This window comes from Lentzea cavernae, from assembly GCF_014653695.1.
GTDB lineage: Bacteria > Actinomycetota > Actinomycetes > Mycobacteriales > Pseudonocardiaceae > Lentzea > Lentzea cavernae.
In genome coordinates, this window is sequence record NZ_BNAR01000011.1 from 37641 (window position 1) to 61420 (window position 23780).

Here is a 23780-nt window from a genome sequence, read left to right on the forward strand (position 1 = left end):
AGGGACTACGCGAGGAACGGCGGCAAGGTTCGGTTGTCGTCCTGCGGAACCCAGCGGCCGTCGCGCTGGACGTAGGTCCACTTCGGACCTTCGGTGACGAGGGTGCGCAGCGCGGCGACCAAACGGTCCACGTGCTCGGCCGTCGTGCCGAGGCCGATCGACGCGCGCACGGCACGTTCCTCGTGCGATCCGACCTGCTTGACGAGGCGGCCCACGATCACGTGTGCGCAGAACGCTCCGTCGCGCACGCCGATGCCGTACTCGGCGGACAGCGCCGCCGCGAGGAAGCCCGCGTCGAAGCCGGAGATCGTGAAGCTCACGACGCCGACCTTGTCCGCGTCGGTCAGGATCGCGAGCTCGCGGAAGCCGGGGACCGTGCGCAGGCCGTCCTGCAGGCGCGTCAGCAGCTCCTGCTCGTGCGCGACGGTCTGCTCCCAGTGCCGCGACAGGATCTCGCACGCCGAGGCCAGCGCGTGCACGCCGACGACGTTCGGGCTGCCGGCCTCGTGCCGCTCGGGCACCGCGGACCAGGCCACGCCGAGGCGGTCGCCGTGGTCGGTCACCTTCGAGGTCGCGCCACCGCCGACGAGGTACGGCTGGGCCTGCTGCAGCCAGTCCGCGCGCCCGACCAGCACACCGGCGCCGAACGGCGCGTAGATCTTGTGGCCGGAGAACGCGATGTAGTCGACGCCCAGCTCACGTGCGTTGATCGGGCGGTGCGGGGCGAGCTGCGCGGCGTCGAGCGCGATGCGCGCGCCGTGGCGGCGGGCGACCTTCGCGAGCTCGGCGACCGGCCACAGCTCCCCCGTGACGTTGGACGCCCCGGTGACGATCACGAGCCGGGGGCCGACCGGGGCGGCGGCCAGAGCCCGGTCCAGTGCGACAACTGCGGCACCGGACGAAGACGGAGCGGGGACGCGCTGAACGTTCGGGCCGCGCCACGGCAGCAGCGCCGCGTGGTGCTCGCTGTCGAACAGCACGACGGCGGTGTTCTTGGGAACGCTGCGCGCCAACAGGTTCAGCGAATCGGTGGTGTTGCGGGTGAAGACGACGGTGTCGGAGGCGTGCGCCCCGACGAACTTGCGGATGCGATCGCGGGCCTGCTCGTAGACGCGGGTCGAGACCTGCGAGGCGAACCCGGCGCCGCGGTGCACGCTGGCGTACCAGGGCAGCAGCTCGTCGACGGCGTCGCGCACTTCCTGCAGACAGGGCGCCGACGCGGCGTGGTCGAGGTTGGCGTAGGTCACGCGCTCTCCGGTGACCAGGGGAACGCGCAGGTCGGCGCCGACGACGGCCGGAACGGCGGTGGTGGTTCCAGGGGTGATCGCGAGCGTCATCGAGCTGCCTCCGAGGCCAGGGGCCCCGTTGTGCGAAGGCCCGCGCTTGACCGGCGCCCCACGCGCCGGACCAGGTCCTCACCAAGGGCACCCCACCGCGGTTGGAGGGTTGCCGGCCAGCAAGCTTGGGCTTGACGCTGGCTCTCATGACCTGCCGACGACGTTAGCGGAGCGTGATCCTCCCGTCGACACCCGATTCACATGCTGAGAAGGCTCGGCGACCGATCAATCGCCGGTCTCGCCCTTCCACCGTGCGTAGCGACCGGCCCTGTCGACGGCACGAACGCGCCGCTCAGCGGCATCGCGCACCTCTTCGGTGGTGACGATGAGCAACTGGTCGTCGGTCTGCAGCCTGGTCGTCGGTTGTGGCGTGAAACTCTTCCCGCCGCGCACCACGAGGCTGACCGTCGCGCCGCTGGGCAGCCTCAGCTCGGACATGTAGACGCCGTGCAGCTTCGAGCCGCGCTGGATGTGCACCTGCAGCAGCTCGGCGCCGAGCTCGTCGAGCGGTGACGAGTCGACCTGGACCTCCAGCACCTCGCCCGCCTTCACCAGCCCGAGCCGCCGCGCGAGGAACGGCAGCGTCGTGCCCTGCACCACCGTCAGGACGATGACCAGCAGGAACACCACGTCGACCAGCTCGCGCGCGCCCTCGACACCCTGGATCAGCGGGATCAGCGCGAACACGATCGGCACCGCGCCGCGCAGCCCCGACCAGGAGAGGAACGCCTGTTCCCGCCACGGCACCTTGAACGGCAACGAGGACAGCACCACCGACAGCGGCCGGGCCACGAACGTCAGCACCACACCCGCGACCAGCGCGGGGAACAGCACGTCGAGCAACCGCGACGGCGAGGCGTAGAGGCCGAGCAGCACGAAGAGCCCGATCTGGGCGAGCCAGCCGAGACCTTCGGCGAACGAGAGGGTGTCGGCGCGGTGCGGCAGGCGGGCGTTGCCCAGGACCAGCGCGGCGACGTATGTGGCGAGGAAACCGGACGCGTGCACGAGATCGCCTGCCGTGTAAGCCATCACGCACACCGCCACCGTGGCGAGCGGGTACAGACCGGTGGACGGCAGCGCCGCGCGTCTGAGCCCGGCCCCGCCCAGGAACCCCAGCGCCACACCGATGAGCGCGCCCGCACCCAGTTCGTAGATCACCAGAAGCGGCGCGGTCCACGAGATCTGGTCCGACGACGCCAGCAGCACGACGGCGATGTAGACCGGCGCGTCGTTGAGACCGGACTCCAGTTCGAGCGCGCCCGTGAGCCGCGCCCCGACGCCCAACGAGCGCAGGACGCTGAACACGGCGGCCGCGTCGGTGGACGACAGGACCGCGCCCCACAGCAACGCCATCCGCCAGTCGAGGCCGAGCAGGAAGTGCAACGCCGTGCCGGTCACCGCGACGCTGACCACAACGGCCACTGTGGACAGTGCGACGCCCAGCCACAGCGAGGGTTTCACCGCGTTCCAGCGCGTGGTGATGCCACCCTCGGTCAGGATCAGCACCAGCGCCGCGATGCCGAGGGACTGCGTGAGGTCGGCGTCGTCGAACTTGATGCCGAACACCGACTCGCCGAGCAGCACGCCGATGCCGAGGTACAGCAACAACGAGGGCAGCCCGAGGCGGGTCGACACCCGGACCGCGATCACCGAGATCAGCAGTACGGCCGCGCCGATGCCCAGAACAACCGTCACGTCACCCACCTGGACCATTCTGGTTGATCACCACCGATTCCGACGAATCAGACGAGGTCGCAAATCCAGCCGATCGCCCCTAGCGGGCACATGCGCGGCGGAGCATGTTGATCTGTGGCTCAATCCCTCACCCTGCACGGAGTTGAACCATGAAGATCCTCATCGCGCTGGCGGCCGCCCTGATGGTGACCGGAACCACAGCAGCGCAAGCAGCCCCTGCGGCATTGGCGGCACCGAACATCAGCGTCGCGAACGTGCAAGCGCACCTCAACCAGTTCCAGTCGATCGCGAACGCCAACGGCGGCAACCGCGCTCACGGACGACCGGGGTACCTGGCCTCGATCAACTGGGTCAAGGGCAAGCTCGACGCGGCCGGCTACACCACGCGTGTCCAGTCGTTCACCTCCAACGGCGCCACGGGCTACAACCTGATCGCGGACTACCCCGGAGGCGACGCGAACAACGTCGTCATGCTGGGCGGCCACCTCGACAGCGTCAGCGCGGGCCCCGGCATCAACGACAACGGCACCGGTTCCGCGTCGATCCTGGAGGTCGCCCTCCAGGTGAAGGCCACCGGTTTCCAGCCGACCAAGCACCTGCGGTTCGGCTGGTGGGGCGCGGAGGAGCTCGGCCTCGTCGGGTCGACCTACTACGTGAACTCCCTGTCGTCGACGGAGAAGTCGAGGATCAAGGCGTACCTGAACTTCGACATGACCGGTTCGCCCAACCCCGGTTACTTCGTCTACAGCTCCTCCGGCCAGCCCACCGGTTCGGCGGCGCTGACCCAGCGGCTGCAGGCGGGCTTCACCGCACTGGGCGTCTCGACCGAGCTGACCAACGTCGGCGGCCGTTCCGACCACGCGGCGTTCGCCCGCGCGGGCATCCCGACCGGCGGCACGTTCACCGGCGCCGAGGGCACCAAGACCTCGGCCCAGGCGTCGAAGTGGGGTGGCACGGCCGGCCAGGCGTTCGACCGCTGCTACCACCGCTCCTGCGACACCACGTCGAACGTCAACGCGACGGCGCTCGACCGCAACGCGGACGTGATCGCCTCCACGTTGTGGGCGACCGCGGCCTGATCACTTCGCCGTGAGCACCTGCACGGCCTCGTCGAGCACCGGTTCGACGAGGCCGGGCAGCGTCACCCACATCTGCGCCTGGCCCAGGTAGAGGCTGAACGCGATCAACGCGCGCTTCCTCGCCTGGGCCTCGCCGAACCCCAGCTGCACGAACAGCTCGGCCAGGTAGGTCAGGCGCTTCTCCGTGACGCGCCGCAGGACCGGCGCGACCACGTCGTTGGTGGCCCCCGCCTGCAGCGCCATCTCCACCGACCCCTTGCGCGTGCGGTCGAGCACCACGGCGAAGAGCGTCTTCAGCTTGTCCTGCGGAGTCCGTTCGGACTCGACGACCTCGATGACCTTCTCGGTGTGCTCCCGCTCCCACCGCTCCGCCGTCGCCTTCAGCAACGCCTCCCGGTTCGGGAAGTGGTGGTACACACTGCCTTTCGTGGCACCGGCTCTCGCCGCCAGCGGTTCGATCGCAACGGCTTGAAGCCCGCCTTCGGCCAGCGCTCTCAGCGCCATCTCAGTCCAGTCGTCACGATTCCGCCGCACCACGCTTCCATACGCTACCGTACGTTCCAGGAACATACGCCACCGTATGGAAGGGGATCCTCATGATCAGGAACGTCCACACCCGCGACCTCGGCGTGCCCGCCGGCCCGTTCGTCGACCGCATCCAGGAGCTGTGGCCGCCCGCCTGGGGCAAGCAGGAGTTCGACCGCCCGCTGGGCGCCGGCGCGGACGGCGGCCACGGCCCGATCCGCTACCGCTGCACGGAGTTCGTCCCCGGCGAGTCGATCACCTTCGAGTTCACCCGGCTGTCCGGGTCGCACACGCTCTCGGCTTCGGGGGACGTGATCCGGCACGAGCTGATCGGCGACTTCGGCTTCGCGGACCGCGTGCGGTGGGCGCTGGTCGTCCGGTGGCTGCACGACGCGTGCCTGGAGGACCTGTTCGACGGCTTCGAACGCGCGGCGGGCCGGGAACCGAAGTTCCCGGCCCGCTGGTCGTGGTACGTGCGCCAGGTGCGGCGCCTGTTCACGCCGAAGCGTCAGCCACAACGTGCGTGAAGCGGCGTGTGCCTGTCCGTGCCGTAATGGGCGCCGTAGACGTCACCGTTGTCCGCCAGCACCATCCCGATCGTGAACCCAGGCAGCACCTCGACCTGTCCCGGCGCCCGCACCACACCGACGTGCTGCTCGATCCACGTCTTGCCGAGCACCTGCCCGGACGCGTTCGCGTCATTGACGTAGTCGAGTTCCGGCAGCGTTCGCACGACCTTGCCGTCCAAGCCCCACTCCACGGGCTTGCGGGCGCCCGACCCCTGCGAGGACGAGCCGAAGATCCTGCCGGCGGCGACGAACTCGGGACTGACCGAGTCGTGGCCGGGCAGCGCCTCGAGCGCGACTCGGTTGCCGGTGCGGTCCCAGGCGTGGCCCTGGACCGTGCCGCCGGGCGACGTCACCCTCGCGACCGCGGTGCCGTCGTCGGTGATGCCCACCGGGACGCGGGCGACGCCGTCGTTCGTGCCCGGCAGCACCCGCGGCCAGGTCGACCCGCCGGGCCACACCACGAGCTGTCCCCGGTCACCGGAGGAACCGGACATCCCCAGCACGTCACCGGGGTTGTTGACGTGCTGGGCGCGGGACGCGGCCGATCCCGGCGCGTCCGCCAGAGCCTCGGGGACACCGTTCACCACCCGTCGGGCCGCCCCCTGCGCCTGGCCGACCAGCACTCCGGAGTTGTTGACGTCCTCGACCACACCCGAGGCGTAGAAGTCCGCCTGCGGCACCCCCTTGTGCCATGCGAACGTCACGACACCTTTGGGCCAGTGGTAACCCCGTCCGAGCACCCACTCGCCGTTGTCCGACCCGCCCAGTACGTCGTAAAAGCTGTAGAGCTGCGCCGGCACCGGCAGCTCCTCCACGACCCGTTCACACGCAGCGGCGGCGTGTGCGGCGGGCGAACCCACCACACACGCCGCCAGGAACGCCGTGCTCAACACAAGTCCTCTGAACTTCACCGTTGCCCCCTCTCAGGCAACAGCGACGTTAGGGACGAGCGCTCACATATCGATCACGCCTTGCTGACGGAGACCTTCACCTTGGCGCCGTCACCGACGGTGCCCTCGGAAGTGCCCTCACCGAACACCACCGACGACGTCAGCGTCTCCGACTGCACGAACGCCAGGTGCGGTTCGACAGCGGTCCGCACCGCGTCCGGGAGCTCCAGCGTCAGCGTGATCCGGTCGGACACGTCGAGCTGGGCGTCCTTGCGGGCCTGCTGCACCACGCGCACCAGGTCGCGCGCGACGCCCTCGGCCTCGAGCTCCGGCGTCACCGCCGTGTCGACCACGACGACGCCGGCACCGCCGGGCAGCGCGGCCGTGGCGGCGGGATCCGTTGCCACCAGGCGCTGTTCGTACTCACCTTCGAACAGCTCGATGCCGGCGGCGACCACGCGACCGTCCACTTCGGACCAGTCGCCGGCCTTGACGGCCTTGATGACCTTCTGCACGTTCGGGCCGAGCCTCGGGCCGGCCGCGCGTGCGTTGACGACCAGCTGGAACTGCCCGTAGGCGTCGACGTCCGTGGACAGCGACACCTCCTTGACGTTGACCTCGTCGCGCACGATGGCGGCGAAGTCCTCCAGCGAACCGGCCACCGGCGAGGCGACCGTCAAGCGCGCCAGCGGGAGCCGCACGCGCAGCTTGTTCGCCTTGCGCAGCGACAGCGCCGTCGAGCAGACGTCGCGGACCTCATCCATCGCCGCGACCAGCGCGTCGTCCGCCGGCACGTCCGACACCGACGGGAAGTCCGTCAGGTGCACCGAACGGCCACCGGTCAGCCCGCGCCACACGACCTCGGACGTGTACGGCAGCAACGGAGCCGTCACGCGCGTGACGACCTCCAGCACGGTGTGCAGGGTGTCGATCGCGTCCTGCTCACCGTCCCAGAACCGCTGCCGCGACCGGCGCACGTACCAGTTCGTCAGCACCTCCAGGTACTCGCGCACCAGCTGGCACGCGCCGGAGATGTCGTAGACGTCCATCGCCGCCTGGACGTCGCGGACCAGGTCGTGCGTCTTCGCCAGCGCGTACCGGTCGAGCACGTTCTTCGAGTCGACGCGCCACGTGCCCTCCTTCCCGGAGGCGTTGGAGTACAACGCGAGGAAGTACCAGGAGTTCCACAGCGGCAGCACCGCCTGGCGCACCGCGTCGCGGATGCCGCGCTCGGTCACGACGAGGTCGCCACCGCGCAGGATCGGTGACGCCATGAGGAACCAGCGCATGGCGTCCGAGCCGTCGCGGTCGAAGACCTCGTTGACGTCCGGGTAGTTCTTGAGCGACTTGGACATCTTCTGGCCGTCGTCACCGAGCACGATCCCGTGCGCCACGCAGTCGCGGAACGCGGGCCGGTCGAACAACGCCGTCGCGAGCACGTGCAGCGTGTAGAACCAGCCGCGCGTCTGCCCGTTGTACTCGACGATGAAGTTCCCGGGGTAGTGCTCCTCGAACCACTGCGCGTTCTCGAACGGGTAGTGCACCTGCGCGAACGACATCGAGCCCGACTCGAACCAGCAGTCGAGCACGTCCGGGATCCGGCGCATGACCGACTTGCCGCTCGGGTCGTCCGGGTTCGGCCGCGTGAGCTCGTCGATGAACGGCCGGTGCAGGTTGTCCGGGCGCACGCCGAAGTCGCGCTCCAGCTCGTCCAGCGACCCGTACACGTCCGTGCGCGGGAACTCGGGGTTGTCCGAGGTCCACACGGGCAGCGGCGAGCCCCAGTACCGGTTGCGCGAGATGTTCCAGTCGCGCGCGTTCTCGAGCCACTTGCCGAACTGGCCGTCCTTGATGTGGCCGGGCACCCAGTTGATCTGCTGGTTGAGCTCGACCATCCGGTCCTTGAACTGCGTGACCGCGACGAACCACGCCGACAGCGCGCGCTGGATCAGCGGGTTCTGGCAGCGCCAGCAGTGCGGGTACGGGTGGTCGTAGGTCTCGTGGCGCAGCAGCAGGCCCGCGTCCTTGAGGTCGCGGATGATCAGCTTGTTCGCCTCGAAGACGTGCACGCCCTGGTACGGCGCCACCTCCGCGGTGAACTTGCCGTCCGGCCCGACCGGCACGACGACCTCGATGCCCGCCGCGTCCGTCACGACCTTGTCGTCCTCACCGAACGCCGGTGCGATGTGGACGATGCCCGTGCCGTCGTCGGTGGTCACGTAGTCGGCCGTGAGCACCTGGTGCGCGTTGTCGCGGCCCACGAAGAAGTCGAACGGCGGCAGGTACTTCTTGCCGACCAGGTCCGACCCCTTGTGGCGCGCGACGACCTCGGGCTCCTCGCCGAGCTCGCGCGCGTACGCCGCGACACGGGCCTCGGCCAGCAGGTACTTGTCGCCGTCGGAGCCCACCACGGTCACGTAGTCGACGTCCGGGTGCACGGCGGCGGCCAGGTTGCTCGGCAGCGTCCACGGCGTGGTCGTCCAGACCAGGGCCTTCTCACCGGACTCGAGGCGCAGCGCCACCGTGACGGCCGGGTCCTGCCGGTCGCGGTAGGCGTCGTCCATCTTGGTCTCGGTGTTGGACAGCGGCGTCTGGCAACGCCAGCAGTACCAGAGCACCCGGAAGCCCTCGTAGATCAAGCCCTTGTCCCACAAGGCCTTGAACGCCCACATGACGCTTTCCATGTAGTCGAGGTCGAGCGTCTTGTAGTCGTTGTCGAAGTCGACCCAACGGGCCTGGCGCGTCACGTAGTCGCGCCACTGGTCCGTGTACTGCAACACGGACGTGCGGCACGCCTCGTTGAACTTCTCGATGCCGAGCTCGTCGATCTCGTGCTTCTGCGTGATGCCGAGCTGCTTCTCGGCCTCGTACTCGGCCGGCATGCCGTGCGTGTCCCAGCCGAACCGGCGCTCGACGTGCTTGCCGCGCATCGTCTGGTAGCGCGGCACGACGTCCTTGACGTAGCCGGTCAGCAGGTGCCCGTAGTGCGGCAGGCCGTTGGCGAACGGCGGGCCGTCGTAGAAGACGAACTCGTTCTCGCCGTGCTCACCCGCCGGGTTGCGGTCGATGCTCGCCTGGAAGGTCTCGTCGTCCTTCCAGTACCCGAGCACGTCCTGCTCGAGGTTCGGAAAGGACGGCTGCGCCGGGACCTCGTTCGCTCCGGCCCTGGGGTAGGCCATCTCCACTGCTCCTCGCGGTCAAAAGTGACACGCGAGGACGACACGCCGATGTGGCTCGGCGGGCCGCGGTACCACCCCGCTTGCTCGCCTGCCTGCGGCGAGCCTCTCGTTCTTCGGCTGTGACGGGCCGGTCCCGTCCGGTTCTACTGAGGTGCTCGCGCACCCGTTCTTCCGGAGGCTCCCCGGTGATGGCCGGATCGGTGCCTGTGAGTTACAGGGTACGGGCAGGCGCAAACCGTATGCTGCCCGGATGACGTTGACCATCGCGTTGTCGATCGTGCTGGCCGTGCTGTTCGTGGCGACGGGTGCGGGCAAGCTGTTCGGGGCGAAGGCGTCACTCGAGGCACGTGACCACTTCCGGATGAATCCGGCGCTGTGGCGCACCATCGGCGCGTTGGAGTGGGCGGGTGCGGCGGGCCTGGTGGCCGGTCTGGTCACGTGGGAGGGGATCGCGCACGCGGCCACGGTCGGCCTCGGGCTGCTGATGGTCGGCGCCACGGTCACGCGGCTGCGCTACGACTCGAAGCCGACGGGCGTGGTCCTGGACCTGGCACTGCTCGCGTTGCTGATCATGCTGCTGTTCCTGGACCGCTGAGGTTCCCGTTCCACGCGAGGGTCAGCTGTCGGCGCCCGGCCTCAGCCCGTTGATCAGCAACCGCACGAGGTGCCGCACGTCGTAGCGGACGCCCTTGCTCGCGTTCGCGCCGGCGCAGATGCTCCCGACGCCCCGCATCAGCTCGTTCGGGTCCTGGCCGGGAACGATCTCCCCGGCCGCCGCGGCCGCGTCCAGCAACCGCGTGCACACCGGCACCAGGTGTTCGAGGAAGTAGTCGTGCAGCGGGTCGTAGCAGGACTCGCCCGACTGCAGCACCGACGCGAGCCCCTGCTTGGTGACGACGAAGTCGACGAACTGGTCGATCCACCTCGTCAGCGCCCGGTGGGGACTGGGTTCGGCGGCGAGCAACGCGGGCCCGGCCTCGGACAGCGACTGCACCTGCGACCGGTAGACGGCCACGATCAGGTCCGCCCGCGTCGGGTAGTGGCGGTAGATGGTCGCCGTCCCCACCCCGGCGCGGGCGGCGATCTCGCGGATCGGCGCGTCGACCCCGGAGTCGACGAACACGGCGGCCGCGGCGTCGAGCACGCTCCCGGCGTTGCGCCGCGCGTCGGCCCGCCGCTGCGGTGGTGCCGCGGTGCCGGGGGCGTCGCTCATGACCGCATCCTAACGACCGGCGCCCGCCCGGACCGGGGTCCGGCTCGCGACGTCGAGCAGCAGCCCGGCGAGCTCGGCGGGCATGGTGATCATGCAGTCGTGACCGGTCGGCAGCTCGCGCACGTCGGCGGGGTCGCCGTTCGGCTGCACGGCGGGGACCGGGCGGGGCTCGACGCCGGGCGGCTTCACCGTGCAGTGGACGTGCGTGCGCGGGATCTGGCCCAGGGCCGGGTTGTCCATGGCCACCGGCTCCCGCAGGCACAGCGCGGACTGGTCGGAGACCATCGTGTTCAGCCACGCGATGTCGGCGGCGTCGGTGAGGCCGAACAACCCGAAGGGCGCGGGCGGCGCGGGCACCCGCCAGTCGTCGCCGATCATGTTCCGGGACACGGGCAGGACGTCGAGGGCGCTCTCGCCGTCCGCCGGCACCATGGCGTCGAGGTAGACGAGCCGCGCGATCCGCTCCGGCACCTGGTTGGCCACGCCGGAGATCACCATGCCGGCGTAGCTGTGCCCGACCAGGACGACGTCGCTCAGGTCCTCGTCGACCAGCAGCCGCACGACGTCGGCGACGTGCGTGCCGAGGCCGACGTCCGGGCCCAGCAGGTGGCGGGTCTCGCCGTAGCCGGTCAGCGTCGGGGCGAACACCCGGCTGCCGCTCGCCCCCAGCAACGGCACCACCCGCGACCAGGCCTGACCGCTGTGCCATGCCCCGTGGACCAGTACGAACGTCGTCGGCACGATGTCTCCTCGAATTAAGCGGGACGATGTCCCACTTAATATATGGGACACCGTCCCGTTTACGCCAGAAACTCCTGCGCCGCGAGGGCGTCGTTTCGGAGTTCGAGGGCGGAAGTCGTGATTCCGCGTGCGGGACGCGACCCCCGAGAACATGGGCGGCTTCTTCACCCATGCCGGGAGGCGTTCATCCGCTGGTCAGCTCCCCTGAGGGGAACGGCTCTTGCGCACCAGCACCGCATCAGGGGTGCACAGCGCGCACGGCGTGAACTGGAGCTGCCGTGCTTCCTGCACCGGGAGGCCCAGCGTGGGCCTCCCGGCGAGCCAGGAGCACGAGCTCAAGTGGTACCGGGGCCGCTCGTCCAGCACCCGGACCTCGTCCACCAGATCGGCCACGACGAGCATGTCCGCCGCGTCGGTGTCCTCTTCCGGTGGTTCCTCGTCAGCGGGCGGCGTGTCGGCTACCGCCGGCACAGCCACCCGTTGATCATCGGCTACAGCAAGTTGATCTACACTCTGCGCGTCGGCTGCGGGGTCCCCCGGCCGCCTCCGCCACCAGTCCCAGAGCAGGACCAGGGCGGCGAGCACGCTCGCTCCCACGGACGACCACGCCCAGATCGTGTCGGACGTGGTCAGCGCGGGAACGAGCAACCCGAGGGCAGCCAGCGCCAGAAGTAGAACTACGAAGAGCACCTAGCGAACAGTAGTTCAGCCCGCTTCGGCACGTGCGCCGAACGAGTAGCCCTGGGAACGACCCTCGGACGGAGCGGCCGGGCCGCGGTCCTGGAGGTCGCGCAGGGACGACTCGAGCATCGTCTTCAGTCGCGTGCGGTACTCGCGCTCGAACGTCTGCAGCTTGTCGATCTGCTTCTCGAGCGTGTTCTTCTCCTGGGTGATGTTGCCCATCACCTCAGCGTGCTTGCGCTGCGCGTCGCGGTCCAGCGCGGTGGCCTTCTCACGGGCCTGCCGCTCCAGCGTCTCGGAACGCGTCCGCGCGTCGTTCAGCATGGTCTCGGCACGCGTGCGCGCCTCGTTGACCATCGTGTCGGCCTTGGCGCGAGCCTCGGACAACAGCTGCTCGGACTTGGTGCGGGCCTCGGACAGCATGCCGTCCGCCTCGGCCTTCGCCTCGCCGGTCAGCCGGTCCGCCATCTCCTGGGCGAGACCCAGGACCTTCGCGGCCTGCACGTGGTGGTCTCCGCCACCACCCGGGGACGTCTGCTCCATCACCGTGGGCGGCGGGACCGGCGCCAGGCGGCGCGGCTCCTCCACCGGCATACGGCTCGTCATGGGGCCGGAAGAAGCCTTCGCACGCGCGTCGTCGAGGTCTGCACGCGCGGTCTCGAGCTGCTGGTCGAGCTGCTCCACCTGCTGACGGAGGTCGTTGTTCTCCTCGATCAAGCGGGCCAGCTCGCCCTCAACCAGGTCGAGGAACGCGTCCACCTCGTCCTCGTTGTAGCCCCGCTTGCCAATCGGCGGCTTGCTGAATGCAACATTGTGCACATCAGCGGGGGTCAACGGCATCGGATCACCTCTCGCACTCCTGGGCTGCGGTCATCCCACGGTTCCCCGTCACCTGGGATCTGCGAATCGCATCAGAATGATAACGACCAGCCACAGCACAATAATCGATAGGTCCAGCCCGACGCCCCCGATCCGCATAGTCGGGATCACCCGACGCAGTGCACGAACCGGTGGGTCGGTGACCGTGTAGACGGTCTCAAGCGTCACGGCTACGCCGCCCGCTGGGCGCCACTCCCTCGCGAACGTCCGCACCATCTCGACCACGACACGCGCGGTCAGGAACAGGGAGAACGCGAACAGGACGTAGAAGATGACGAGACGGATGGGGTCCACGGGTCAACTCTAACCGTGGTTCCCGAACCCGCCCTCCGCCAGCTTCCTCCGGTCCTCCGCCGTGACGTCAACGTTCGGCGGTGAGAGAAGGAACACCCTGCTGGTGATCTTGTCCATGGACCCGCGCAGAGCGAACGCGAGTCCGGCCGAGAAGTCGACGAGACGCTTCGCGTCCGCGTCGTCCATGTCGGTCAAGTTCAAGATCACCGGGGTGCCGTCGCGGTAGTGCTCCCCGATCGTGCGCGCCTCGCTGTAGGTACGGGGGTGAAGCGTGGTGATGCGCGCCATCGGGTTGCCTGCCGGTTCGGCAGCAACCGGGCGCAGCCTGCTCACGGGTTCGCGCTGCGGCTCGACGGCGAGTGCTCCGTGCACGGGTGCATCGGCGCTCCAGCGTCGCGTGCTCGAGGGGCTGCCCCCGCGCCGCGACTCCGGCTCGTAGTCGTCCGGCTCGTCGATGTCGGCCCGGTACCCGGAGCCCTGGAGCTCCGACCGGCCCGGCGTGAACACGCGGCTGCGCCGCGGGTACGGGTCGTAGTCGTCGGCCTCGGCCGCGTACTCGGACCGGTAGTCGCCGTAGCGACCTCGGTCGTCGTCGTAGCCGGGGTCGTCTGCGTACTCGGCGGGGACCATCCCGAAGTAGGCCTTCAGCTTGTGCAAAGCGCTCATTCCAGCCCCTCCTCGGCGGTTCCCCACTCTTAGGGACGGTGCGGACGGTCCCGAGGTTCCCGACAACCTACGGCGAGGTTAGTCGCCGGCTGCCGAGCAACGCCGTTCCGACACGCACACAGGTCGATCCGTGCGAGATGGCATCTTCCAGGTCACCACTCATTCCCGCTGACACTCCGATGGCAGTGGGATGATCATCACGTAGGCCAGATACCACCGAAACCAACGCCTGAAACGCCTGCGAGGGTTTCATCGTCCGAGGCGCGACAGTCATCGCACCTCGGAGAATAAGATCACCCGAACGAGTGATCACGCCAGCCAGTTCCCCGACGTCCTGAACGGCGACTCCCCCTCGCGAGGTGTCCCCGTCGATGCTGACCTGCAGCAACACGTCCAATTTCACGCCCTTGGCGTGCGCTGCCTTGGCCAACGCCTCGGCCAGCCGGACGCTGTCCACGGAGTCGACCTGATCGGCCCACTCGACGACGGACTTCGCTTTGTTCCGCTGCAATCGCCCGACCATGTGCCATCTGGCTTCTTCCAGATGTCTCAATTGGCCGACCTTCGCCCCGGCCTCCTGGTCGCGGTTCTCCGCGAAGTTCCTGAGACCGAGCCCGTAAAGGATCTCCACATCACTCGCGGGCCAGGTTTTCGTCACCGCGAGCAACATCACTTCGTCCCGCGGACGCCCTGCCGCCTCACACGCTTTCGCGATGCGCTCCTCGACCTCGGCGAGGTTCTCCTTCAACTCCTCCGCGCGGTTCACGGCTCAACCCACACCACGGAGGCAAGCCGCCCGGTAGGAGCCTGCCGCCGATGGCTGAACAGGTCCTTCTCCTCGAACGTGCACCGCGGGTCGACCCCGATCTTCCCGACACCGGCGCTGGCGAGCTGGTTCCACAACCCGGCCCTCAAGTCCAGCGCAGGCGTCCCCCTCCGCGACTTCGAGGCACTACCGGGCAGGTGCTTCTCCACATCCCTCTGCATGTCAGCGGGCACCTCATAGCACTCACCGCACACCGCAGGCCCCAGCAACACCTCGACGCGCTCGAGCTCGGCCCCCAACGCCATCATCGCCTTGAGCGCCTCCACCACCACCCCGACTCGAGCCCCGACCCGCCCGGCATGCACAGCCCCGACAACACCGGCCTCCTGGTCCCCCAGCAACACCGGCACGCAGTCAGCCGTCAACACGACGAGCCCCAGACCACTCCTTTTCGTCACAACAGCATCAGTGGCCTCAAGCGGCTCACCCAGCGGCCCGTCCACCGTCGCAACAGTGCGCCCGTGCACCTGCTCCATCCAGACCAGCCGGTCGGGCGCAAGCCCGATCCCCTCGGCCAGCCGAACCCGGTTGGCCTCAACGGACTCGACGTCGTCCCCAACGTGATCGCCGAGGTTGAACGACTCGTAGGACCCTCTGGACACGCCACCGGCGCGGGTGGTGACAACACGACGAATGCGCACACCCCCACCCTAGTTCGCCCCACCCCACCCCCCGAACACGCCCAACAGCCCACCCCGCACCACACCCGACTCACGCGCTGCGGCCGCTCGCCCACCCACGCACCTCGTGGTCCTCGCGCACTACGGCCACCTCGTGCACGCAACGCGCCAGTGCGCGCGGGGATAGGCGCGTTGCGTACCCCGGTGCGTGGGGTGGGCGCTGTGTGCAGTGCGTACGCGGCGCATGGGATGGGCGCGATGCGCAAGGCGCACACGGCGCGTGGAATGGCGCGGTGTGTGAGACGGCGGCCGGAGCGCTCCGGCGAAGGTGGGGGGCACCCCAGCTACCCGCGATGCCGCAGGCGAGCCGTCCTCCCCCACGCGATGCCGCAGGCGAGCCGTCCTTACCAAGAGGCTTGGGCGGTGGGGTCCCATCACGAGTCGCGCCACAGCTCCTGCTGCAGTCAGGTAGGGGTGTCAAGCGGACACGCTCTTCGTCCGCTTGACACCCCTACCTGACTGTGGCCAGCTCCTGGTGCGACTCGTGATGGGACCCCACCGCCGACCGCACCCGACAAACCAACAGGCAGCCGCCCAACGCAACAGGCGTGCCATCAACCCACAAACGGCGCCGGCCCCCATCTCAGATTGCCGGGGTCTGGGGCAGCGCCCCAGGGGAAGCACGCACCAGCAACAGGCCGCACCCAACCCAACCACCTACGAACCAGAAACAGGCACCCGCCAAACCAACCGGGAGACGACCCACCCAACCGGCGCGCCCCAATCAGCGCCCCCAACCAAACACGCATCACCCACGCTGACGCAGGCGTCCCCCCAAACAAAGACCCCCTGAGCCCAAACGCTACTCAGGGGGTCCGACAAGATCATCAACCAAACCAGCCACCACGAAGGCGGCACATCACCGACGCATGAACGGCGGAACATCCACCTCGTCATCAGGATCATCCGTGACCGGCACCGGCCGAGACGGCAACGACCCGTTCGGCGACAAGGATCGAGGCACAGACGGCACGTACCCGTTCCCCTGAGCCGGCGAAGGCTGAGGCGGCACAGTCGCCGGAGGCTGCTGCACAGGCGGGGTCTGCCGAACCTCAGGCTGCACCGGCTGCTGCTGCACAGGCTGAACCTGCTGCACCGGAGCATGAACCGGAGGCGGCTGCACCGGCGGAGTCTGCGCAACAGGCTGCTGCACGTGCGTCGGCACCGCGCTGGCGGAGGCGATGGGCCCGCTGGCCGTCCGGGGCGGCGAGGACAGCGCCGTCGGCTCCAGCTTCTTGTGCGTGGGTCCGCCGGCGTCGAAGCCTGCCGCGATCACCGTGACCCTGACCTCGTCGCCGAGGGAGTCGTCGATGACCGTACCGAAGATGATGTTCGCGTCCGGGTGAGCCGCTTCCTGCACCAGCGAGGCGGACTCGTTGATCTCGAAGAGGCCCAGGTCGGAGCCGCCGGCGATCGACAGCAGCACGCCGTGCGCGCCCTCCATCGAGGCCTCGAGCAGGGGCGAGTTGATCGCCTTCTGCGCGGCCTGGACCGCTCTTCCCTCGCCTCGTGCCGAGCCGATGCCCATCAACGCCGAGCCCGCGCCGGACATGACCGACTTGACGTCGGCGAAGTCCAGGTTGATCAGACCGGGGGTCGTGATCAGGTCGGTGATGCCCTGGACACCGGAGAGGAGCACCTCGTCCGCGGACCGGAAGGCGTCCATCAGGCTGACGCCGATGTCGCCGAGCTGCAGCAGCCGGTCGTTGGGGATGACGATGAGCGTGTCGCACTCGTTGCGCAGGGCCTGGATGCCGTCCTCGGCCTGCTTGGCGCGGCGCTTGCCCTCGAACGAGAACGGGCGCGTCACCACACCGATGGTCAGTGCGCCGAGCTTGCGGGCGATGGAGGCCACGACCGGCGCGCCGCCGGTGCCCGTGCCACCACCCTCACCAGCCGTCACGAAGACCATGTCGGCCCCCTTGAGGACCTCCTCGATCTCCTCGCGGTGGTCTTCGGCAGCCTTGTGCCCGACCTCCGGGTTCGCGCCGGCGCCGAGGCCGCGCGTCAGTTCACGGCCGATGTCGAGCTTGACGTCGGCATCAGACATCAGCAGGGCCTGTGCGTCGGTGTTCACCGCGATGAACTCGACGCCCTTGAGCCCGACCTCGATCATGCGGTTGACGGCGTTGACGCCGCCACCACCGATGCCGACGACCTTGATCACCGCGAGGTAGTTGTGCGGGGGCGTCATCGGATCCGCCTTCCTGATCGTGGTCCGCGCTGTGCTGGGTGTGAGGCACCCGGATTGAAACTCTCAACCTCTCGTCGAGGCTCAGAGTTATGTCAACCCCGTATGTTCCTGCTGGACGGTAAGCACCGGCGGCACGTCGGTCCAGCAGCCACGCCGTAGGGTCCCAACACTGTGCGCTACTACTCCCCGGTCGTGCCGTCAAGTAGTTGCGAACGGCCCTGAGGACGACGCACCCCAAGCGTAGTCGGACCTCGAATCAGAGATCGTCTCGCCCATGCTTACTTCAGTTGCACACCGTCCGGGGTGCCCCATCGCTACCGTCGGCAGATGGGGATGAAGATGCTGGGCGTCGCGCTGGCCGCGATCGCCCTGGGGGCAGTGGTGGTGGCGCCGGCGAGCGCCGCGAGCGGCAACGACGTGGTCGAGATCAAGAACGTCGCCTATGGCGAGTGCCTGCAGGCCGCGCAGGAACAGCACGGAAGTCCGCTGATCGTCGCCTGCGACGGAGGGGCGGACCAGCGGTGGGAGGTCATCCCGGTCGCCGGCGGCAGGCAGTTGCTCCGCAACGTGACGAGCAAGGACTGCCTGAGCGAGACGTACGGTTCCTATTACTGCGACGACGAGGGCGTTCATTCGTTCGCCGCGATCCTGCCGCAGCCATCCGGTGCCGTGCGCATCAAGCTGAGCGACGGGGAGAGGTACCTCAGCGGGTTCACCTGGTCCAGTGGCGCCCGTGACGCCTGGTACCAGCCGCTGCGCGACTACGACGAGCAGCTCTGGCAGGTGCGCGCGGTCGGCACGGCGGCGCCGCTCCCGGACACCAAGGGCGAGGTCGTGCGCATCAGTTCCGTCCAGTTCGACTACTACGGCTGCGTCAGCCTGACGAACGGCACCGGCCTCACGAACTCGCCGTGCGCGGACGTTCCGGAGCAGAAGTTCCAGCGCATCGAGCTGCCCGACGGCCGGACGGCGCTGCAGAGCCTCGCCAACGGCAAGTGCGTCACCGTGCGCGAGGGCCAGTCCATCTCGCTCGACGTCGCGTCCAACTGCTCACCGGAAGACGTCCGCCAGCTGTGGACGATCGAACCGACGAGGACCGGCGCCGCGCGCGTCAGGCAGTCCGCGGACGGGCAGCTCCTGACGCCGGGGTCCAACTGGGTGTTCCTGTACGCCCAGCAGACCGGCGCGTGGCAGCTCTGGAACCTCCTGCCGGCCTGACCGGCAGTGCCTTGATACTTCCTTCGGGTGACAACGATCAATCCGGCTAATACCGCCGGTGGTCCTCCGATGAACACGGCAGTCGTTCATCACCAGGAGGCAAGTCTTGGCATCCGCACCCGCGTCCGTGCGTTCGCTCTTCGTCGAAGCGATCGTGTTGGAACTCGTCACGAGCAGGCTGGGCAGCCTGCTCGTGCGGGTCGCGTCGGCGCGACCGGGCGGGACAGCCGGCGAACCTCGAGCGGTCCCCGTGTGCTCACAGCCGATCACGAGGTCCTCGAATCGGCGCGTGCGCAGGTTCCCGGCGCCGTCCCGTCCGCGGTCACCGCGCCGCTAGCGGGCTAGGAGACCGTGGCCAGGTCCGGCGACGACACGTCGTAGGTCGTGCCCTCCCGGGTGAGCAGCACGACCAGCACGGCGCCCTTGCGCGGTGTCTCGTCGGAGCTGCCCCACTTCACCACGCGGTTGCCGGTGAGCGTCAGCTTCACGTCGGCGCCGGTCGTCGCCGCCACCGACACGACCTCGGGCCGCAGCTTCTCCGGCAGCTCGTTCAGCACCCCGACGACGGCGCGGGTGGCCGGGTCGGTGGAGGACGGCAGCGTCAGCACCAGCTCGGGCACGCCGGGGGCGGCGGCCGGGAGGACCGCGTAGTCCTTGCCGGTCGAGTCGACCAGGTGGAAGCCGTCGGGCAGTTTCACCGAGCCGACCGGGACGCGTTCGGTGAGCAGCAGCCGGACCGTGCCGGGGAGCTGGCGTTCCACCTCCACCGCAGCGACGCGGGGGACGCCGGCGACGCGGTCGTGGATCTCCTGGAGGTCCAGGCGCGCCAGGGGTGATCCCGTTTCGATCGACGCCACGGCGCGGACCTCGTCCTCGGTGAGTGCCACGTTGCCGCGGACGTCCACCTGGCTGACGCCGAGCAACGGCGTGAAGAAGACGCAGTAGACCAACGCCACCACGGACAGCACTGTCAGCAGCGCGACCAGGCGGCGGCGCAGGATGACCCTGCGCCGCGCCTTGAACTCCGCGCTCTTCGGTCTCCGGTTCGCGGGGCGAACTCGCGTGGACCTGCCGCGAACCGGGGCGCTCATGCCTGCTCGTCGCTCGCCAGGGCGCTGACGATCTCGGGGCCGAGCATCGTCACGTCGCCCGCGCCCATGGTGACCACGAGGTCGCCCTCGCGCACCAGCGACGCCACCAGGGCGGGCACGCGGTCGAACGACGGCTCGTAGTGCACGGAGGCCGTGACCTGGTCCGCGATCAGCGCGCCGGTCACGCCCGGCTCCGGCTCCTCGCGGGCGCCGTAGACGTCCAGCACGACGACCTCGTCCGCCAGCGACAGAGCGGCGGCGAACTCGGTGGCGAACGTGCGCGTGCGTGAGTACAGGTGCGGCTGGAACACCACGACGACGCGGCCCGCGCCGGCGACCGGGCGTGCCGCACGCAGCTGTGCGTCGACCTCGGTCGGGTGGTGGGCGTAGTCGTCGTACACCGACACGCCACCGCCACGGCCCTTGAACTCGAACCGCCGCCGCACACCGCCGAAGGCCGCGAGGCCCTCGAGCAGCCCGGCCTGGTCGGCACCGAGCTCCAGACCGGCCAGCAGAGCGGCGATCGCGTTCAACGCCATGTGCTCGCCCGGCACCGCGACCCGGACCTCGACCGGCACGCCGTCGATCTCGACCGACGCGAGGCCACCGGACTCGAACGGCTTGTAGTCGACCAGACGCGCGTCGGAGGCCGAACGCCCGTACTCGCGCACGCGAATTCCGCGCGCACGGGCCTCGGTGATCAGCCGCGCCGCACCGGGATCGTCCACACAGGACACCAGGACGCCGCCCGGCACGATCCGCTCGAGGAACGAGTCGAACACGGCCGTGTAGGCCTCGACGGTGCCGTGGTGGTCGAGGTGGTCGGCCTCGACGTTCGTGACGACGGCGACGGACGGCGAGAAGAACAGGAACGAGCCGTCGGACTCGTCGGCCTCGGCCACGAACACGCCACCGGTGCCCTGATGGGCGTTGGCGCCGGACTCGTTCAGGTCACCACCGATCGCGAACGACGGGTCGACACGGCAGTGCTGCAACGCCACGGTGAGCATCGACGTGGTCGACGTCTTGCCGTGCGTGCCGGCGACGCACACGACGCGATGGTCTTCCATCAACGCCGCGAGGGCCTCGGCACGGCGCAGCACGGTGATGCCGCGCTCGCGAGCCGCCGCGTACTCCGGGTTCGTGTCCTTGATCGCGGTCGACACCACGACCTCGGTGGCGCCGCCGTCGAGCTGGTCCAGGTTCGCGGCGTCGTGGCCGACGGCGATCCGCGCGCCCTGGGCGCGCAGGGCCAGCACGGTGCGCGAGTCCTTGGCGTCCGAACCGGACACCTGCACGCCGCGCGCCAGGAGGATGCGGGCGATTCCGCTCATGCCGGCACCACCGATGCCGACGAGGTGGACGCGTTCGAGGCTCACTTCTTGATCACATCCAGAACTGTGCGGGCCAGGATCTCGTCCGCCTCGCGACGGCCGGTGCCGAGCGTCGCCGCGGACATCTGCGCGAGCCGGTTGCGGTCCGCCATCAGCGGCACCACGAGCGACGCGACCTTCTGCGGCGTGAGCTCCTCGTCCGGCACGAGGATGCCGCCGCCCGCGGAGACGACGGGGCCGGCGTTGAGCGCCTGCTCGCCGTTGCCGATCGGCAGCGGCACGAACACCGCGGGCAGGCCGACGGCCGACACCTCGGCGACGGTCATCGCGCCCGAACGGCAGAGCACGGCGTCCGCGGCGGCGTACGCCAGGTCCATGCGCTCCAGGTACGGCACCGGCACGTACGGCGGACGGCCCGGAACCTGTTGCACCGCAATGGTGTTCTTCGGGCCGTACGCGTGCAGCACGCCCACGCCCGCACGGGCGAACTCGGCGGCCACGGGCGCCACGGCCTCGTTGATCGAACGCGCGCCCTGGGAGCCACCGAACACCAGCAGCACCGGTGCGTGCGGGTCCAGGCCGAAGAAGCGGCGGGCCTCGTCGCGCAGCGCCGCGCGGTTCAGCGACGTGATCGACTGGCGCAGCGGGATGCCGATGATCTGGGCGTCGCTCAGGCCGGAGTCCGGCACGGCGGCCGCGACGTGCTCGGCGAACTTGGCGCCGACCTTGTTCGCGAGACCGGCCTTGGCGTTCGCCTCGTGCACCACGATAGGAATGCGGCCACGCGCGGCCAGGTACGCGGGCAGCGCCACGTAACCGCCGAACCCGACGACGACGTCCGCGCCGACGCGCTCCAGCACCTCACGGGTCTGCTTCACGGCGCCGCGCACGTTCAGCGGCAGCTTCAGCAGGTCGAGGGTGGGCTTGCGCGGCATCGGCACCGGCGGGATCAGCTCCAGCGGGTAGCCGCGGGCCGGCACGATCTTGCTCTCGAGGCCGCGCTCGGTGCCGAGCGCGACGACGCGCGCGTCCGGCCGCAGCCGCATGACCGCGTCGGCCAGCGCCAGTGCCGGCTCGATGTGTCCCGCGGTGCCACCACCTGCGACCACGACGCACGGACCACTGGGGGCAGGGTGCCCGGTCAAGACTTCCTCCGAGGAATCAAATCAGTTCGATCGCCCGCGACCGCGGGTCGACCGGCCAAGCTCAGAACGGCCCTGTGTGCGCCGCGATTCGCGGCGACGGTACTCCGACGGCGGAGCCGAGCGTCCAGCCATACGACGTTCGTCCACCACCGGAAGTTGCTGCGTGCGTGAACGTCCCGGTGCGCGCGGCGGTGTGGACGGACGGACCGGCTTGCGCTTGGCGGGTACCCGGTAGGCCTCGGGTGCGGGCAGTTTGAGCAGGCCACCGACCCGGCCGGGGCCGAGCGAGCGCAGGGCCGCCACGGCGTCGGGCTCGTGCCGCGCGCAGTTCGCGAGGATGCCGAACACGATCATGGTGATCACGATCGAGGTGCCGCCGGAGGAGATCATCGGCAGCGTGAGGCCCGTGACGGGCAGCAGCTGCACGACGTAGCCGATGTTGATCGCGGCCTGCGCGACCAGCCACACCGTCAGCGTCGCGGCCACGATCCGGATCCACGGGTCGGTGTTGCGCGACGCCACCCGCAGGCCGACCCACGCGAGCGCGCCGAACAGCCCCAGCACCAGCGCGCACCCGACGAACCCGAGCTCCTCGCCGATGACGGCGAAGATGAAGTCCGACTCGACGTTGGGCAGGTACCGCCACTGCGAGCTGCCCCGCGCGAGCCCCTTGCCGAACAGGCCGCCGTCGGCCAGCGCGAACATCGCCTGCCGCGCCTGGTGCCCCGCGCCGTCCGGGTCGGCGTCGGGGTTGAGGAACGACGTCACGCGCTTCAGCCGGTACGCGGCACCGATCGCGAGCACGGTGGCGCCCGCGACCGCGCCGGCGGCGATCACGCCGAACAACCGCATCGGCGCGCCCACGAACCACAGCAGGCTGATCAGCACCACGCCGAGCGTGATCGTGCCGCCGAGGTCCGGCTGCAACATGACGAGCGCGAACACCAGCATCGCGACCGGCACGACGGGCACCAGCAGGTGCCGGTACTGCGACAGCAGCGCCCGCTTGGTGACCAGCACGTGCGCGCCCCACAACGCCAGCGCGAGCTTCACGGCCTCGATCGGCTGGAACGAGACGGGCCCGAGCGTGAACCACGACCGCGCACCACCGCGGACGTCGCCGAGCGGCGTGAGCACCAGTGCCAGCAACACGACGCCGATGCCCATCGCGGCCGTCGAGAAGTGCCGGAGCTTGCGCAGCGGGAACCGCAGCATCACCCAGAACAGCACGGCTCCGATGCAGACGTAGATCAGCTGCTTCTGGAACACGCTGTACGCGGACACGCCCGAGGCGACCTGGCCGGGCGCGGACGCCGACAGCACCATCACCAGGCCGAGCACGGTGAGCATGCCGAAGATCGCGAGCAGGAGGTGGAAGTCGGCGAGCGGGCGGCTCAGCCACGACGTCAGGCCGGTGCGCAACGAGGTCACGCGGCCCGCGGGACGGACCTTCCGCTTGCTTCTCGGCTTGTCGGCGACGACGGTCACCAGATCATCGTCTCCTGTGTCAAGCGCTCGAACGGGGATTCCTGGGGGCGTGTCGC

The 23780-nt window shown here is 69.5% G+C and carries 22 protein-coding genes and 1 riboswitch; of the genes, 4 read left to right on the plus strand and 18 right to left on the minus strand.

What is annotated here, in order from left to right; genetic code table 11:
• Positions 1-5 precede the first annotated feature (5 nt).
• Entirely contained in the window at positions 6-1337 is a 1332-nt protein-coding gene (locus IE307_RS30610; protein ID WP_191302871.1) for an aminotransferase class V-fold PLP-dependent enzyme, read from the minus strand.
• A 37-nt stretch (positions 1338-1374) separates the two neighbouring features.
• A riboswitch (SAM riboswitch) is annotated at positions 1375-1489 on the minus strand.
• Between the two features lie 73 nt (positions 1490-1562).
• On the minus strand, positions 1563-3050 hold the full coding sequence (locus tag IE307_RS30615) for a potassium/proton antiporter (protein ID WP_373306052.1): 1488 nt from the start codon (positions 3048-3050) through the stop codon (positions 1563-1565).
• A gap of 131 nt (positions 3051-3181) precedes the next feature.
• Between IE307_RS30615 and IE307_RS30620 the strand changes: the two genes are divergently transcribed.
• Positions 3182-4111 (plus strand): M28 family metallopeptidase, encoded by a 930-nt coding sequence (locus IE307_RS30620; protein ID WP_191302873.1) that lies wholly within the window; start codon positions 3182-3184, stop codon positions 4109-4111.
• On the opposite strand, the gene IE307_RS30625 is transcribed toward IE307_RS30620, so the two are convergent.
• Positions 4112-4648: a TetR/AcrR family transcriptional regulator gene (locus tag IE307_RS30625; RefSeq protein ID WP_229905229.1), complete on the minus strand. Its 537-nt coding sequence runs from the start codon at positions 4646-4648 to the stop codon at positions 4112-4114.
• A gap of 59 nt (positions 4649-4707) precedes the next feature.
• On the opposite strand from IE307_RS30625, the gene IE307_RS30630 reads away from it, so the two are divergent.
• Entirely contained in the window at positions 4708-5163 is a 456-nt protein-coding gene (locus IE307_RS30630; RefSeq protein WP_191302875.1) for an SRPBCC family protein, read from the plus strand.
• On the opposite strand, the gene IE307_RS30635 is transcribed toward IE307_RS30630, so the two are convergent.
• Positions 5145-6095, minus strand: a complete 951-nt coding sequence (locus IE307_RS30635) for a hypothetical protein (protein WP_191302876.1) — start codon at positions 6093-6095, stop codon at positions 5145-5147. The genes IE307_RS30630 and IE307_RS30635 overlap by 19 nt on opposite strands.
• 74 nt (positions 6096-6169) lie before the next feature.
• Complete coding sequence (gene ileS, locus IE307_RS30640; protein ID WP_191302877.1) at positions 6170-9274, minus strand: isoleucine--tRNA ligase; 3105 nt, start codon at positions 9272-9274, stop codon at positions 6170-6172.
• A 250-nt stretch (positions 9275-9524) separates the two neighbouring features.
• On the opposite strand from ileS, the gene IE307_RS30645 reads away from it, so the two are divergent.
• Positions 9525-9869 (plus strand): DoxX family protein, encoded by a 345-nt coding sequence (locus IE307_RS30645; protein ID WP_191302878.1) that lies wholly within the window; start codon positions 9525-9527, stop codon positions 9867-9869.
• Positions 9870-9890: 21 nt separating this feature from the next.
• On the opposite strand, the gene IE307_RS30650 is transcribed toward IE307_RS30645, so the two are convergent.
• The 9 genes from IE307_RS30650 to ftsZ all read right to left on the minus strand — a co-directional run bounded on the left by IE307_RS30650 (position 9891) and on the right by ftsZ (position 17448).
• Positions 9891-10487: a TetR/AcrR family transcriptional regulator gene (locus IE307_RS30650; protein WP_191302879.1), complete on the minus strand. Its 597-nt coding sequence runs from the start codon at positions 10485-10487 to the stop codon at positions 9891-9893.
• Between the two features lie 9 nt (positions 10488-10496).
• On the minus strand, positions 10497-11228 hold the full coding sequence (locus IE307_RS30655; RefSeq protein ID WP_229905230.1) for an alpha/beta hydrolase: 732 nt from the start codon (positions 11226-11228) through the stop codon (positions 10497-10499).
• A 195-nt stretch (positions 11229-11423) separates the two neighbouring features.
• Entirely contained in the window at positions 11424-11918 is a 495-nt protein-coding gene (locus IE307_RS30660) for a hypothetical protein (protein ID WP_191302881.1), read from the minus strand.
• 15 nt (positions 11919-11933) lie between these two features.
• A complete protein-coding gene (gene wag31 / locus IE307_RS30665; protein ID WP_089917266.1) occupies positions 11934-12749 on the minus strand; it encodes a DivIVA-like cell division protein Wag31 in 816 nt (271 codons plus the stop codon).
• Positions 12750-12797: 48 nt separating this feature from the next.
• A complete protein-coding gene (locus tag IE307_RS30670; protein WP_191303085.1) occupies positions 12798-13073 on the minus strand; it encodes a YggT family protein in 276 nt (91 codons plus the stop codon).
• 18 nt (positions 13074-13091) lie between these two features.
• Positions 13092-13748: a cell division protein SepF gene (locus IE307_RS30675; RefSeq protein WP_191302882.1), complete on the minus strand. Its 657-nt coding sequence runs from the start codon at positions 13746-13748 to the stop codon at positions 13092-13094.
• A 67-nt stretch (positions 13749-13815) separates the two neighbouring features.
• A complete protein-coding gene (locus tag IE307_RS30680) occupies positions 13816-14514 on the minus strand; it encodes a YggS family pyridoxal phosphate-dependent enzyme (RefSeq protein ID WP_191302883.1) in 699 nt (232 codons plus the stop codon).
• Positions 14511-15215: a peptidoglycan editing factor PgeF gene (pgeF, locus tag IE307_RS30685; RefSeq protein WP_191302884.1), complete on the minus strand. Its 705-nt coding sequence runs from the start codon at positions 15213-15215 to the stop codon at positions 14511-14513. The genes IE307_RS30680 and pgeF overlap by 4 nt, the downstream gene beginning before the upstream one ends.
• A gap of 898 nt (positions 15216-16113) precedes the next feature.
• Complete coding sequence (gene ftsZ, locus IE307_RS30690; protein WP_191302885.1) at positions 16114-17448, minus strand: cell division protein FtsZ; 1335 nt, start codon at positions 17446-17448, stop codon at positions 16114-16116.
• 327 nt (positions 17449-17775) lie between these two features.
• On the opposite strand from ftsZ, the gene IE307_RS30695 reads away from it, so the two are divergent.
• Entirely contained in the window at positions 17776-18666 is an 891-nt protein-coding gene (locus IE307_RS30695; protein ID WP_191302886.1) for an RICIN domain-containing protein, read from the plus strand.
• Between the two features lie 341 nt (positions 18667-19007).
• On the opposite strand, the gene IE307_RS30700 is transcribed toward IE307_RS30695, so the two are convergent.
• From IE307_RS30700 to ftsW, 4 genes are read right to left on the minus strand one after another with little or no spacing between them, the layout of a single operon-like run.
• On the minus strand, positions 19008-19757 hold the full coding sequence (locus IE307_RS30700; protein ID WP_191302887.1) for a cell division protein FtsQ/DivIB: 750 nt from the start codon (positions 19755-19757) through the stop codon (positions 19008-19010).
• The gene (murC, locus tag IE307_RS30705; RefSeq protein ID WP_191303086.1) at positions 19754-21091 is read right to left on the minus strand and encodes a UDP-N-acetylmuramate--L-alanine ligase; all 1338 of its coding nucleotides are present in this window, start codon (positions 21089-21091) and stop codon (positions 19754-19756) included. Before murC ends, IE307_RS30700 begins: the two co-directional genes overlap by 4 nt.
• A gap of 41 nt (positions 21092-21132) precedes the next feature.
• Entirely contained in the window at positions 21133-22200 is a 1068-nt protein-coding gene (murG, locus tag IE307_RS30710) for an undecaprenyldiphospho-muramoylpentapeptide beta-N-acetylglucosaminyltransferase (RefSeq protein ID WP_373306053.1), read from the minus strand.
• 57 nt (positions 22201-22257) lie between these two features.
• The gene (gene ftsW, locus IE307_RS30715) at positions 22258-23724 is read right to left on the minus strand and encodes a putative lipid II flippase FtsW (RefSeq protein ID WP_191302889.1); all 1467 of its coding nucleotides are present in this window, start codon (positions 23722-23724) and stop codon (positions 22258-22260) included.
• Positions 23725-23780 lie beyond the last annotated feature (56 nt).

Bases quoted from the DNA above. Each gene is read 5' to 3' on its own strand.
- IE307_RS30610 (WP_191302871.1), bottom strand. From the start codon at position 1,337: ATGACGCTCGCGATCACCCCTGGAACCACCACCGCCGTTCCGGCCGTC.
- IE307_RS30615 (WP_373306052.1), bottom strand. From the start codon at position 3,050: ATGGTCCAGGTGGGTGACGTGACGGTTGTTCTGGGCATCGGCGCGGCC.
- IE307_RS30620 (WP_191302873.1), top strand. From the start codon at position 3,182: ATGAAGATCCTCATCGCGCTGGCGGCCGCCCTGATGGTGACCGGAACC.
- IE307_RS30630 (WP_191302875.1), top strand. From the start codon at position 4,708: ATGATCAGGAACGTCCACACCCGCGACCTCGGCGTGCCCGCCGGCCCG.
- ileS (WP_191302877.1), bottom strand. From the start codon at position 9,274: ATGGCCTACCCCAGGGCCGGAGCGAACGAGGTCCCGGCGCAGCCGTCC.
- IE307_RS30645 (WP_191302878.1), top strand. From the start codon at position 9,525: ATGACGTTGACCATCGCGTTGTCGATCGTGCTGGCCGTGCTGTTCGTG.
- IE307_RS30650 (WP_191302879.1), bottom strand. From the start codon at position 10,487: ATGAGCGACGCCCCCGGCACCGCGGCACCACCGCAGCGGCGGGCCGAC.
- wag31 (WP_089917266.1), bottom strand. From the start codon at position 12,749: ATGCCGTTGACCCCCGCTGATGTGCACAATGTTGCATTCAGCAAGCCG.
- IE307_RS30675 (WP_191302882.1), bottom strand. From the start codon at position 13,748: ATGAGCGCTTTGCACAAGCTGAAGGCCTACTTCGGGATGGTCCCCGCC.
- ftsZ (WP_191302885.1), bottom strand. From the start codon at position 17,448: ATGACGCCCCCGCACAACTACCTCGCGGTGATCAAGGTCGTCGGCATC.
- IE307_RS30695 (WP_191302886.1), top strand. From the start codon at position 17,776: ATGGGGATGAAGATGCTGGGCGTCGCGCTGGCCGCGATCGCCCTGGGG.
- IE307_RS30700 (WP_191302887.1), bottom strand. From the start codon at position 19,757: ATGAGCGCCCCGGTTCGCGGCAGGTCCACGCGAGTTCGCCCCGCGAAC.
- murC (WP_191303086.1), bottom strand. From the start codon at position 21,091: ATGAGCGGAATCGCCCGCATCCTCCTGGCGCGCGGCGTGCAGGTGTCC.